The organism is Croceitalea sp. P059 (genome assembly GCF_031846365.1).
In the GTDB taxonomy this organism is placed as follows: domain Bacteria; phylum Bacteroidota; class Bacteroidia; order Flavobacteriales; family Flavobacteriaceae; genus Croceitalea; species Croceitalea vernalis.
The window spans coordinates 334,226-348,597 of sequence record NZ_JAVRHW010000001.1 but is presented as its reverse complement, the minus strand read 5'-3'; the positions used below and the strand labels follow the sequence as shown (position 1 = coordinate 348,597).

Here is a 14,372-nt window from a genome sequence, read left to right as displayed (position 1 = left end):
ATCAATCCATAATTATTTTGAACTGATTTTTAAGACCGTTATAACCATCTAAATCGGCTTTGATTGAACCAACAGCTAAATCTGCCTTAATCCGAATGGGAATCTTATTTAAATCGTTCGATACCCACAAAGTTAAGCTTTCTTGTTCTTTAAAGACACGCCCAGATTGTACATAAGGTCTAAATTTTAAACATTCAACCTTACCATATTTAGTTTTTACAACTTCTTTACCCAAAAATTTTAATTTAAATTGATAAACTCCATCGTCATCATAGAGCATATCCATTACGATACTTTCACCTTCAACTAAATCTTCAACAGCATAATTATTCCTTAGATGGTATGCTCCCGATAATAAATCTTGCACTTTATTGTCAATTTCAAAACCAAATTCCTTATTATTCTTTTTATCAACTAGTAGGGCTTTATTTTCATCATAATCAAAGTTGATTTCCATATCCTTGGTATACCCACCTTCGTCTATCTTTCTAATAAACTTATAGGGCTTGTTATCATAACGCCCAAAATAACTTTCGTAAGTATCATCAACTTTAAAGAACAATCGTGCTAAGCCAGTAGTTTTGCCTTTTCCGATGACATGGAAAACAGGTATCGAATCTAATTTATCAGATTCTAGTTTTAGTGTTGCAAAACTGGCATTAAAAACTCCATAATGAATTCTAAATTTTAGCCATTCACCAGACTTATAAGCATTACTTTTTTGCCCAGAAGCGGCAATCGTTATGCAGCAAAAAATAAAAACAACCAATCTTTTCATAGCAATTGTATTCATGTAAAATTATTAAAAAGCCGTTTAGCTCAAACTGTTTAACAATTAATTAAACAAAAGTTATTCCAAAGTATTGTACAAAAAAAAGCCCCGATGTTCTCATCAGGGCTTTTCCTAAATAACCAACCAAACTTTAAATTATGAAAAACCAATACTTAAAGTTAAGAGGGAACCACCCCTCTTGCAATACAAATATAGGCTGGTATTTGATGCGCATTCTTGCTTTTAACCAACTTTAACTAAGAATGCGTTTTATTTTGAATCTCTTAATAAAAGATGTTATTTATTTAAGAAAAAACTAAGAAATTTTTAAGGTACAGCCTAAAACCAGTAGCCCACGCTAAAGAAAAAATTACCCTCATCTAGCTGAGGTGTCCAAGAATAATATACTTGAACAGGACCAATAAATGATTCTAAACCATAACCAACCCCATACCCTGAAAAATCAGGTGTTGTAAACCATTCTCCCGTTCTAAATAAATCATCGGCAATATTGGCAATGTTAGCAGTAAATAGCAAATGGTTTTTGGGTGCTATTTCATAGTCCAACCTAGTGTAGGCTTTTACATAACTGTTACCGGGAAGGCTTAAAAAATCATAACCAAAAAATGGAACAAAATTATTGATTGGATTGTTGCCAAAACCGCCTAATACGAAATCAAACGATGTAACACTTGAGGTGCCCAGCTTAAAACCACCTTCAGTTTCTATATTGATAGATAAGTCTGAAAAAATTGATAGAGCGGTTCCCATTCTGGCCTTGGCAATTGAAAATTCTTTAAAATTATTATTGAAATCGGACGATAAAAGATAAAAATGAAAATCTCCATCAAAAAACAATCCTTTTGTTGGAAAGTACTTATCATCATAGGTGTCAAATGTTAGTCTACCATAAGTGCTAAAGAAGTGGCTATCTTCGAAAAAAGTTCGGTTACCTTCCGTTGGGCGAAAATTCTCATCAATTTCTGGTAGTGAATTGTTGATGGTTCTTGTACTGTATCTTAATAGTTTATGTTCAAGACCAAGACTAAAAGCAAATTCTTCTCGCAATACGGTTTGAATGTATAATTGATTGGTGAAATCTGTAACATCTAGACTTATTTCACCAATATTTGGGTCATCTAATACTTCAAAATTGCTGCGTATTAAATCAAATTCAATTTCTTGATCAAAATCATTAAACATTGAATTAATTCCAAAACTCCAATAAAAACCCTTATCAACATAATATTGCATATTATAACGAACATGGTCACCTAAAATTAAATCGAAAGATGCAACATCGTCTTTCAATAAAAAGTTTTTTCTAGTAAGATTTATTAGTGCCGAGCTTTTATATAAATCGTCATAATGAGCCCCCATTTTAATAAACATCTTTGTGGGTTTTTCTTTGAGTTTCAATATCAAATCTGTTCCTAATCCATTAGAAATTAATTTATACCGTATTGCTTTAAAATTACCTGTAGCTGCAAGATTATTAATTCCTCTTTTGAGTTTGCTAAAAGAAATTTCATTCGCAAGATTGAATCGGAGTTTACCTTTTATATAGCCTCTTGTATAAGTCTCATTACCTTTTATTATAAGCCTATTAATAATTAGGCTATCAGAAGTGTGAAAGCGAGGGTTTTTAATATTTTTTTTAGTTGTTTTTGCTCCAATAGCTTTAAGTTCTTCTAGTCTTTTTTCTGCTGCAATTTTTCCGCTTTCTATTATTTCTGCTCCTTTTTCAAATGCGATTACTGAAAAGTCTTCAATATTTGGTTTGATATAAATATCTGTTTTGGCTTTTTTGGTAATCATATCATTCACCGTACGATAGTTATTTATTTGCAGCAGAATTTCAGTAGCTGATGACAGCGCTTCTCTATTAGATAATTCATCTTGAACATCAACACCTATTACTAAATCTGCACCTAATGCCTTTACTTCGTCAATGGGATAGTTATTGACTACACCGCCATCAATTAAAATGTTTCCGTCAACCTCTGCTGGTTCAAAAAGAGATGGAAATGTTCCACTCGCCATAATGGCTTCTGGTAAATATCCATCATTAAGTAAAACAGCTTCACCAGTCTCAACATTAGTTGCAATACATAAAAAAGGAATAGGTAATTTGTTGAAATCATCTACATCTTTTACATGGTATAAAAGGCGAACAAATTCATTATATATGTTTTGTCCTCCGGAAATAGCTTGAGGAAAAGAAACTTTAAAATTGTCGAAAGGAAGCCCTAAAGCATAACGTTCTGAATCATCTTTTTCGTAAAATGTTTTGGCCCCTCGAGGCACGTTATCTTGAATTAATTTTGAAAAATCTGTTGCTTTAAAAATGGAATCCAATTCACTTGCAGAATATCCCGAGGCGTACAAAGCACCGACAATAGCACCCATGCTTGTTCCGCCGATATAGTCAATTTCTATACCTGCATCTTCAATTACTTTAAGAGCCCCAATATGCGCTAGCCCTTTTGCACCTCCGCCGCTAAGAACCAGGCCTATTTTGGGTTCTTCTTGAGAAAAAAGATTGCTTATAATAAACAATAAAACTAATTGGATAATTTTTTTGTTCATAGCTAATTATTAGTGAAAGGCTTCAAAAACCTTCTTTGCTTTTGCCATTCCGATTGACCTTGCTAAGGTATCAATTGAAGCCTCTTTTACTCGCTTAACTGATTTAAATTCTTTTAATAAAAGTTCAATTGTTTTACCTCCAATACCCTCAATTTGTTCTAATTCTGAATTTATAGCTTTTGAACTGCGCTTATTTCTATGAAAAGTGATGCCAAAACGATGAGCTTCGTTACGTAATTGTTGTATTATCCGAAGTGATTCTGATTTTTTATCTAAATACAGAGGAATAGGATCTTCAGGAAAATAAATCTCTTCTAATCTTTTGGCTATGCCAATAATGGCAACTTTACCCCTCAACCCCAAAATATCTAAACTTTTTACGGCAGAAGAGAGTTGCCCTTTTCCGCCATCAATAACTATAAGCTGGGGTAAAGGCTCCGCTTCATTAAGTAATCTCTTGTAACGCCTAAATACTACTTCTTCCATTGATGCAAAATCATCTGGACCGATAACAGTTTTGATATTAAAATGACGATATTCTTTTTTTGCCGGTTTGCCATTTTTAAAAACAACACAAGCAGCTACCGGATTACTACCTTGAATATTAGAATTATCAAAGCATTCGATATGCGTTGGTTCTTTAGAAAGTCTTAAATCAGCCTTCATTTGAGCCATTATTCTTTTAGTATGCCTATCGGGATCAGTTATTTTTATTTGTTTGAAACGTTCTTGCCTAAAGAACTTCGCGTTTCTTGTTGAAAGGTCAAGTAACTTGCGTTTATCACCCAACTTCGGAACTGTTATTTTCAAGTTCTCATCAATTTTAACTACAAATGGCAAATAAAGTTCTGTTGAATTTGAATTAAAGCGATTTCTTATTTCGATTATTGCGAGTCTCAGTAATTCTTCATCACTTTCATCTAACTTTTTCTTTATTTCTAAGGTGTGAGACCTTATAATTGACCCATTAGAAACTTGTAAGAAATTGATATAGCCATGAGTTTCATCTGTAAAAATTGAAAAAACATCAACATCACTAATCTTAGGATTTACGATGGTAGATTTAACTTTGTAGTTCTCTAAAACTTCAATCTTTTCTTTGATTATTTGTGCTTTTTCAAACTCCATTTCTCGGGCGTAAATTTTCATCTGGTGCTTGAAATAACTCAATGAACTTTTGAAATTACCTTTTATGATAAGCCTTATATCTTCAATTTGTCTATGATATTCTTTCTCTGATTGTAGATTTTCACAAGGTCCTTTGCAATTACCTAAATGAAATTCTAAACAACGCTTATATTTTCCTGATTTAATTTTTTCAAGAGAAAGATCATAATTACAAGTGCGAAGCGGGTAAACACTTTTAACAAGATCTAATAGTGTTTTAACCGTTTTCATACTAGTGTATGGGCCAAAATACTCCGACCCGTCTTTAATTAGTTTTCTAGTAGGGAATATTCTTGGAAACCTCTCATTTTTTATACAAATCCAAGGATAGGTTTTATCATCACGCAATAAAACATTGTATCTCGGCTGATTTTTTTTGATTAGACTATTCTCTAACAATAAGGCATCAGATTCATTGGCTACAACAATGTGTTTTATTGAATTGATTTTTTTCACTAATACCCTTGTTTTACCATAATCATGGTTTTTGGTGAAATACGAGGAGACTCTTTTTTTGAGATTTTTAGCCTTGCCTACATAAAGTATTTTGCCATCAGTATCATAAAACTGATACACACCAGGATTATTTGGTAATGAACTTAATTGAACTTCAATAGATAAGTCAGACATAAATGCTGCTCATTTTTTTGGTAGAAATTAAAATTACTATTTTAATTTCTTAGCACGGTCTAATATTACTATTACGAAATTATTTTTTTAGAATTTTTGGATTAAGAATTTTTCAATTGTGATTAAAATAAATCAAGATTTGACAATTTATTAATTCAAAAATTGAAGAATTGATTGATTTTATAACAGGTTATATTATTCGCATAGGATTTTTTCAAAATTAAGAGGATCAGAAACAAAAATGTAAACTATTGAAAGATAAATAGATATGGCATTAAATGTTTTTGACACAATACTTTTTAGTTAAATTTCTCTCAAAAAAGTGCATTTCACCGATAAAAACACGCCTTTCAAGGAATTAATTGATGATATTTTCTTAACTTTAGCTTTTAAATTAATTAAATCATGGAAAACTACGTATTAGTTTTAGGGATGTATTTAATTTTGATGCTATTTTTTAAAATTTATTACGCAATTTCTAGTCGTGATTAATATGTAGCTTAAAATTCCCCTAGAACGAAGATTGTTCAAAATAAATGCTTAAGAGTCAGCTTAGATTAGTTTACAAAGACAAAAGAAAGTCTTTTTCATCTGATTTTATTTACGACTGTAGTATAAAAATCTCAAATATGGTATTAAAACTACCTATTTGGGACTTTTCTTTTTACCACACATTCCTCTCAATTAATACCCTTAAAGAAGTTGATTCTTCATTCCTTATTACAGTTTTACAAGGAAAGGATAAAAACATTATAATACCTAGGACAGTTTCTTCAACAGAATTAAAACACTATTTATTAACTGATAGTACTAGGCTAAGATTAAATAAGCTAAATATTCCTGAACCTATTGATGGTATTGAGATAAAGGAAGATAAGATTGACGTGGTATTTATTCCTTTGCTGGCTTATGACAAAAATGGGAATCGAGTAGGTTACGGCAAGGGGTATTATGATATTTTCTTAGCACAATGTAAACCAGAAGTAGTTAAAATAGGTCTTTCTTTTTTTGAACCTGAAAATGAAATAAAAGATATTAATTATAATGACATTTCATTAGACTACTGTGTAACCCCCAATAATATTTATAAGTTTTAAATTTTAGATTTTGAAAAGGCCTTTTTGTTAAAAAAGATAAGTATTCCTACTCCAGTGCTTATTGCCGTATCAGCTACATTAAAAATAGGATCAAAAAAGGAAAAATTATTGCCTCCAAAAAATGGAACCCAAGAGGGCCAAGTAGCATTTTGAATTATAGGAAAGTAAAGCATATCTACTACTTTTCCATAAAATAGTCTGCCATAAGGTTGATCAGAAAATAGAGTAGCTACTTCATTATAACTTTCATTGAAAATTGCTCCATAAAAAATCGAGTCAATTATGTTTCCGAATGCTCCTGCAAAAATTAGAGAAACTGCTAATATTAAAACTTTGGGAGCGTTTTTTTGAATGATATCATATAACCAATAACCGATGCCGCAAATAGCGAATAATCTAAATACTGTTAAGAATAGTTTTCCAGCTGAATCAGAAATTGGTAATAAGTCACTGAGTTTAGTTCCCCATGCGGCGCCTTCATTTTCAATAAATAAAATTTTGAACCAACTAAATACCTCCACTGAGTCTTGATACACAAAATGTGTTTTTACATATATTTTACTGATTTGGTCTATCAATAATATGATAATGATTAAAAGAAGGGATTTTTTGAGACTCATTTTTTAACTATCAAAGGGCAAAAATAACCATATTATTCGGTTTTATTCAGCTCTATATTACCTTGAACAGAATTCAAGATATAACTTGATTCTCCTTGAGGAATTTTATTCTTACTTACTTCTCCATAATTGCTGTTAGCTTTAATGGTGCCACTTTCAGCAATTACCATGATATTTCCATTTTGTGTTTTAACCTCGGTTTTCTTTGTGACATTTTTTAAAATACAATCACCATCGGCAAGAGTTATTTTTAATCTGTTGTATTTACCTGTGGCATTAACGTTAGAATTGGTTCCAAAAAGTTGAATGTTAGCATAGATTGGAATAGTAATATACAAAGCAATAGAAACTTCTTCAAGAGCATTTAATTTGTCATTTGGCATTATAAAATTGGGTAAAAACCCAGCACTCACAAATACGTCATTACCTTTTTCTTCAATTTTGACTACTAAATCTTTTAGATATTCTCCCTCTATCGATGCTATTACTTGAAGTTGCTTGGAAGAAGAGGTTTTTAAATCTACTTGAAAGCAATTATTAGTATCAATATAGATATTTTGATTAACTGGATTTTCAATTACTTTTTGAACAATCTTTTGTCCGCACATTAGTTGTGACCACCAAAAAAACAAAACAAAAAAAATAGAAGCTTTCATAACAAAAAAACGCCCTAAGGCGTTTCTCTTATTTCTGCATATTTTTGGCCTCAATACTTAGTGTAGCATGAGGCACGAGCTTTAAACGTTCTTTATTGATGAGTTTACCTGTCACACGACAGATGCCATAAGTCTTATTTTCAATTCGGAGCAAAGCATTTTTCAAATCTCTAATAAACTTTTCTTGTCTAATAGCAAGTTGTGTATTTGCTTCTTTACTCATGGTTTCTGAACCTTCTTCAAACGCCTTAAATGTAGGCGAGGTATCATCAGTACCATTGTTACCATCATTCATATAAGAACTTTTTAAAAGTTCAAGATGAGTATTTGCTTTTATTATTTTTTCTTCAATTAAAGTCTTGAATTCACCTAGGTCTTTGTCTGAGTATCTAACTTTTAAATCTTGAGCCATTTTTTAATGTTTTTGGATAAACAATTTAGTGTTCACATCATCGAAGGCAATTTCCTTACCTTCTTTTAAATTATCTTCATAATTAAGTTCAGCGATTAGAGTTTCACTTTTTAAATATTGTTCGTTGTTAGCAATCGCTTTTTCAATTATACCATCTCTCTGTATGCTTAAGTCGATCTTGTCAGTGACTTCAAATCCAGATTCTTTTCTAAGGTTTTGAATTCTATTCACTAACTCTCTCGCAATACCTTCATTTTTAAGGCTTTCATTAATAGTAACATCGAGTGCAACAGTTAACGAACCAGAGCTGGCTACCAGCCAACCTTCAATATCTTGAGAGGTTATTTCTACATCTGACAACTGTAAAATAATACTTTTATTATCTATTAGTACTGTTAATTCGCCTTGTTGTTCGATTTTTTGGATGTCTTCCTGTTCAAGTTGATTTATCGCAGTTGAAATAACCTTCATGTCTTTGCCAAATTTCGGGCCAAGAACCTTAAAATTAGGTTTGATTTGTTTGACCAATATATCAGAAGCGTCATCCATTAATTCGATTTCTTTAACGTTCACTTCGGATTTAATCAAATCAGCAACAGCTTTAATTTCATTACGCTGCGAGTTATTAAGTACTGGCACCATTATTTTTTGCAAAGGCTGTCGTACTTTTATTTTTTCTTTTTGGCGGATAGAAAGCACTAAGGATGAAATCTTTTGTGCAGTTTGCATTTTATTTTCTAGGCTTGTGTTCACTATTGCCTTATCAAACTCTGGAAAATTTGCTAGGTGTACGCTTTCAAAACCTTCCATGTTAGTTACCTCGTCCAAATCTTTATATAAGCTATCCATAAAAAATGGAGCAATTGGAGCAGATAACTTCGCAATAGTTAGTAGACAAGTATACAGCGTTTGGTAAGCAGAAATTTTATCGTGTTGATAATCGCCTTTCCAAAATCTTCTTCGGCTTAAACGAACGTACCAGTTACTTAAATTTTCTTGGACGAAATCAGAAATAGCCCTTGCAGCTCGAGTGGGTTCATAATCATTAAAGGCATCATCAACTTTTTTGATAACCGTGTTTAATTCGGATAAAATCCATTGGTCTAGTTCTGGTCTATCCTTTAAAGCTATTTCTTCCTCTTTATAACCGAAACCATCAATATTGGCATAAAGTGAAAAGAAAGAATATGTATTATAAAGCGTTCCAAAAAATTTACGCTTTACCTCAGCAATACCTTCGACATCAAATTTTAAATTATCCCAAGGATTTGCATTAGAAATCATATACCAACGTGTTGCGTCAGCTCCATGTTCTGGTATGGTTTCAAATGGGTCAACAGCATTGCCTAAACGTTTAGACATTTTTTTACCTTCTTTGTCTAATACCAATCCATTAGAAACTACATTTTTATAAGCAACAGAATCAAAAACCATTGTGCCTATGGCGTGCAGCGTATAAAACCAACCTCTAGTTTGGTCTACACCTTCTGCAATAAAATCAGCAGGGAAGGTTTCTGAGTTGTCAATAAAGTTTTTATTTTCAAAAGGGTAGTGCCATTGCGCATAAGGCATTGAACCACTATCAAACCAGACGTCAATAAGGTCAGCTTCCCTTTTCATTGGTTTACCTGAAGCAGAAACCAAAGTAATTTGATCAACTATATTCTTATGTAAATCTATTTTGTCATAATTGGCTTCAGTCATATCACCAACTATAAAATCTTCAAATATATCTTTCTCTAAAACATTAGCCTCAATGGCTTTGGTCATTTCTAATTTTAATTCAGCAACAGAACCAATCATTTTTTGTTCACTACCGTCTTCTGTTCTCCAAATTGGTAATGGAATTCCCCAATACCGTGACCGTGATAGATTCCAGTCGTTTGCGTTCGCTAACCAGTTACCAAAACGACCTTCACCAGTAGATTTAGGTTTCCAATTAATGGTTTCATTCAACTCAAACATTCGATTTTTGACATCCGTAACCTTGATAAACCATGAATCTAACGGATAGTATAAAATTGGTTTATCTGTGCGCCAACAATTTGGGTAACTGTGCAGGTATTTTTCAACCTTAAAAGCTTTGTTCTCTTCTTTTAGTTTAATGGCTAGTTCAACATCTATAGAACGTTCAGGAGCTTTACCATCATCATAGTATTCGTTTTTCACATACTTACCAGCAAATTCTTTTAATTCTGATCTAAACTTACCTTGTAAATCCACTAAAGGAACTGGATTTTTATTTTCATCCAACACCAATAATGGTGGAATTTCTGGTGAAGCTTGTTTAGCAACAAGCGCATCATCTGCACCAAAAGTAGGAGCTGTATGTACGATACCGGTTCCATCTTCGGTAGTTACAAAGTCTCCTGCTATTACACGAAAGGCATTTTCAGGATTCTCATATGGAGAAGCATAATCTATTAACTGCTCGTATCTAATTTCTAATAAATCAGAACCTTTACATTCCGTAGCAATTAAATATGGTATTTTCTTGTCTTCTTTTGAATAGCTAGAAAGTACTTCAACATCTTCTGTTTGTTCATACTTTCCTGCAAACTGCTTTCCAACCAAATTTTTAGCCAGAATCACATGAATTGGCTCAAAAGTATACTGATTATAGGTTGCAACCACCACGTAATCAATTTTAGAACCTACGGTTAATGCTGTATTACTGGGCAAGGTCCATGGAGTAGTTGTCCAAGCAAGAAAATGCAGATGGTCAAAACGTTTTAAAAACTCAGGCAAAGAAACTTCAACCGCTTTAAATTGCGCAGTAACAGTAGTGTCTGTTACATCTTGATACGTCCCTGGCTGGTTTAACTCATGTGAGCTTAATCCAGTTCCAGCTTTGGGAGAATATGGCTGAATGGTATAGCCCTTATAAATTAATCCTTTGTTATAAATCTGTTTTAGTAACCACCAAACAGACTCCATGTATTTAGACTTATAGGTAATGTAAGGATCATCCATATCGACCCAGTACCCTACTTTCTCCGTCATTTCATTCCAGACATCCGTATAACGCATTACTGCTTTTTTACAAGCGTCATTGTATGCCTCCACAGATATTTTAGAACCAATATCTTCTTTTGTAATACCAAGTTCCTTTTCAACTCCTAGTTCAATAGGCAAACCATGAGTATCCCAACCTGCTTTCCGTTTAACTTGAAACCCTTTCATCGTTTTATACCGCGGAAAAATATCCTTAATAGTACGCGCCATAACATGATGTATTCCGGGCATTCCGTTTGCCGAAGGTGGTCCTTCATAAAAAACATAGCTGGGCTTACCTTCACGAGTACTTACACTCTTTTCGAAGATGTTGTTTTCTTTCCAATAGTTCAAAATTTCTTCTGATACTTTGGGCAGGTTTAATCCTTTATATTCTGCAAACTTCATAAAGCGTTATCCTTCTGGATTTACAAGGGTGCAAAAATAAAAATTTAGACGGAATTAGGTAGTATTCAGTGACCTAAAAGATAAAAGCTGTGTCTTAAAAGTATGATTTACGTCTAAATTATGTTTTGAGACGTAGATAACTATAATAATAAACACTAAATACAATTTAAATGAAAAAAGTATTATTAGCCGTTTTGGCATTGTCATTAACAACTTCAGTATTTGTTTCTTGTAAAGATGCTGCTAAGAAAGCTGAAGAAGCAACTGAGAGTGCAGCTGAAACACTTGAGGAAGCAGGCAGCGATTTAAAAGAAGCTGGTGAAAACGCAGTTGACAAAGTAAAAGAAGCTGGCGAAGATGTTAAAGAAGCTGGTGAACAAGCTATAGATAGTATCAAAGCTGCTGGCGAAGGAGCGATGGATAAAGCAAAAGAAATGGGAGAAGATGCTAAAGAAGCTGGTTCTGATGCTTTAGATAAGGCAAAAGAAATGGGTAATGATGCGAAAGCAGCTGTTGAAAAAACAGCGGAAGATGCTAAAAATGCTGTTGATCATAAATAAGTTAATGCACCCCACAATAACTTAGACCCTGGCCTTCGCCAGGGTTTTTTCTTTAAAAATTATAGCCTAAGCCGATAATTACATTGATGCCTGGTGCAACAATACCTGAAGAGTAAGTTCTATAACGTTGGTCGGTTATGTTTTCAAGACTAATACTAGTCTTTAGTGCGTTTGAAATTTGAAGTTGTGACCTAAAATTTAGCGTATACCAAGATGGCGAAAATGGATTTCCGTTTTGGTCTGATGCATAAATGAAATCCTTGCCCTGTTCAGAAAGCGCTAATTCTTCAAAAGGGATTTCTCCATTATAGTTCAAGAATAAATCAGCTTTAAACTTTTGATTTTTCCAAATGATATGGGCATCTGCAAATGTTGGTGCTGCATGACGAGCCGCAGAATCAGTTCCGTCATCATCTTCTTCAATACCATCGGTAATAGTAAGATTACCTACGAAGGAAATATTTTCGTTCATAAAAGCTTCAACCCCAAATTCAAAACCATACACATAAGCTTTGGCGGCATTTTGAATTGCTTGAACATTGCTTAGTTCACCATTATAGAGTATCTCTGATTGTCCATTAAAAGTGAAATCTCTGCGTACCAATGCATCCACCAGATATGTATAAAAAGTAGCACCTTTGAGTACAACTTTATCATTAAAGTTTTTTTGAATTCCAAAGTCTATATTATAGGCGTATTCCGGTTCTAAATCAGGATTTGGAACCACAACAGAACCTGGCTCTGAATCAAATATTTTTCCAATATCATCAATATTAGGCGCTCTAAATCCTGTAGAACCATTTAGTGTTAACTGCAAATCTGCTTTTGGAAACCAGCTCATACCTATGCTACCTGTTAAAGCGCCGGTGATGATATCTGCTTCATTAAAAGGAAAATCAAAAAAAGTATTATCAAATTCAGCATCAACCCAAACCTGACTATAGCGAAGGCCAGAAAGCAGCGTTAAATTTGGTTTTAATTGATAATTACCACTCACATAACCGGCAAAAGTCTGCCATGTGGCCCCATCAGGATGTCTTGAAACAGCTTCAACCAATTCATTCGTCTCAATATTTAAATCTTGGCCTATAGACCTTACTTTATTAAATATGTATTCGGCACCATAGTATAATTGGAGAGCCCCAATTTTTTTATTTTCAAAATCTAGATTAATTGACAACGCATCAACCTTTTCGAAGGTTGTATTTCTTGTAATATCTTGAAAATCGCGGCTATTTCTACTTTCTTCAAAAAATTGATAAGCCGCAGTTAATTTAACTCCGTCATAAAATTTGCCTTTGCCTTTTTTGGTGACTTGAAAATTACTCATGAACCATTTTTGAGGGCCATAAAACCATTCCGCTGAGCGCAGTCCATCACCTGAATCATTAGGTCTAATTAAACGGTCATATCTAGAATAGTCTGAAGTTTCAGAATAATATAGTCCTAAATCATAATTCCAATTATTATTCGGCTTAAATCTAAATTTTTGTAGAAAGTTAATTTGGTTATACCCCGATGGCACCTGTTTTTGGGGATTAGAATTAGTAACCAAAACATCTTGATTGCTTTCCCTAATCACATAATTATTTCTCAAATATGAATCAGGACCATGACTACCCATATTTAAATCTCCAAAATCATTATAAGAAAAACTAGTATAAGATGCCCAAGTCTGATGCCCCAAATTGAAATCTACGTGCACTGTTTTTTCTGAATTCGCTGAAGCAAAACGATAACTTGTATTACCAGACAAGGTAAGGCTATCTGTATATGATAATCTTGGCTTCCTTGTAAAAAAGTTCATTACTCCGCCTATCGCATCACTACCGTAAATTACGGAGCCCGGGCCAAAAATCACTTCAGTATTTTTAATAGTAAAAGGATCAATGGAAATAACATTTTGAATATTACCACCTCTAAAAATTGCATTGTTCATTCGAACGCCATCTACGGATAGTAATAATCTATTTGTTGAGAAACCTCTAATCATAGGGCTGCCACCACCTAATTGACTTTTTTGAACAAATACTTTGCCACTAGATTGTAATACGTCTGCCGAAGTTTGTGGATTTGTAAATGCTATACTTTGAGCATCAATAGATGCTATTTTTTGCGGAATATCTTTACGTTGTTGTTCCCACTTAGATACGGACATTACGACCTCGTCGAGTTGCTCTGGTTTTAACGTTAAATAAATACGATTACCTTTTTTGTTAAGTTGTGTTTTAGTAGTTGAAAAAGTTTCGTAGCTTATGTGTTTGAAGAAAATACGCTCGTTGGAGCTAAACTGAGAAACATCACTTCTCCCATCAAAATCTGTGATTGTGGTTTTTGATTTATCTTGATTGAATACAGCAACATTAACTATACCATTGCCCGTATCAGCATCTAAAACCTGTATTTGCTGAGCATTGGTTTTGATAACAATAATAAGTGTAAAAACAAAGAAAATTACTTTGTGCAT

At 33.2% G+C, this 14,372-nt stretch carries 10 protein-coding genes; 2 read left to right on the top strand and 8 right to left on the bottom strand.

Annotated elements, in window-relative coordinates; all coding sequences use genetic code 11:
• Position 1: 1 nt before the first annotated feature.
• The 3 genes from RM542_RS01485 to uvrC form a co-directional block, all read right to left on the bottom strand.
• The gene (locus tag RM542_RS01485) at positions 2-778 is read right to left on the bottom strand and encodes a DUF3108 domain-containing protein (protein WP_311384885.1); all 777 of its coding nucleotides are present in this window, start codon (positions 776-778) and stop codon (positions 2-4) included.
• Between the two features lie 333 nt (positions 779-1,111).
• On the bottom strand, positions 1,112-3,361 hold the full coding sequence (locus tag RM542_RS01480) for a patatin-like phospholipase family protein (RefSeq protein WP_311383934.1): 2,250 nt from the start codon (positions 3,359-3,361) through the stop codon (positions 1,112-1,114).
• Positions 3,362-3,370: 9 nt separating this feature from the next.
• Complete coding sequence (gene uvrC, locus RM542_RS01475; RefSeq protein ID WP_311383933.1) at positions 3,371-5,158, bottom strand: excinuclease ABC subunit UvrC; 1,788 nt, start codon at positions 5,156-5,158, stop codon at positions 3,371-3,373.
• Between the two features lie 536 nt (positions 5,159-5,694).
• Here uvrC and RM542_RS01470 point away from each other — a divergent pair.
• Positions 5,695-6,255, top strand: coding sequence for a 5-formyltetrahydrofolate cyclo-ligase (locus RM542_RS01470; protein WP_311383932.1), 561 nt, complete (start codon positions 5,695-5,697; stop codon positions 6,253-6,255).
• On the opposite strand, the gene RM542_RS01465 is transcribed toward RM542_RS01470, so the two are convergent.
• The 4 genes from RM542_RS01465 to ileS form a co-directional block, all read right to left on the bottom strand.
• Positions 6,252-6,875: a lipoprotein signal peptidase gene (locus RM542_RS01465; RefSeq protein ID WP_311383931.1), complete on the bottom strand. Its 624-nt coding sequence runs from the start codon at positions 6,873-6,875 to the stop codon at positions 6,252-6,254. The two genes, RM542_RS01470 and RM542_RS01465, sit on opposite strands and share 4 nt — an antisense overlap.
• Before the next feature lie 32 nt (positions 6,876-6,907).
• A complete protein-coding gene (locus RM542_RS01460; protein WP_311383930.1) occupies positions 6,908-7,483 on the bottom strand; it encodes a hypothetical protein in 576 nt (191 codons plus the stop codon).
• Between the two features lie 76 nt (positions 7,484-7,559).
• Positions 7,560-7,943 (bottom strand): TraR/DksA C4-type zinc finger protein, encoded by a 384-nt coding sequence (locus RM542_RS01455; RefSeq protein WP_311383929.1) that lies wholly within the window; start codon positions 7,941-7,943, stop codon positions 7,560-7,562.
• 3 nt (positions 7,944-7,946) lie between these two features.
• Entirely contained in the window at positions 7,947-11,345 is a 3,399-nt protein-coding gene (ileS, locus tag RM542_RS01450; RefSeq protein WP_311383928.1) for an isoleucine--tRNA ligase, read from the bottom strand.
• A gap of 170 nt (positions 11,346-11,515) precedes the next feature.
• On the opposite strand from ileS, the gene RM542_RS01445 reads away from it, so the two are divergent.
• Positions 11,516-11,905, top strand: coding sequence for a hypothetical protein (locus RM542_RS01445; protein ID WP_311383927.1), 390 nt, complete (start codon positions 11,516-11,518; stop codon positions 11,903-11,905).
• Between the two features lie 52 nt (positions 11,906-11,957).
• Here the strand turns inward: RM542_RS01445 and RM542_RS01440 are convergent, their stop codons facing one another.
• Positions 11,958-14,372 carry a TonB-dependent receptor domain-containing protein gene (locus RM542_RS01440; RefSeq protein WP_311383926.1) on the bottom strand — a complete coding sequence of 805 codons (2,415 nt, stop codon included), beginning with the start codon at positions 14,370-14,372 and terminating at the stop codon, positions 11,958-11,960.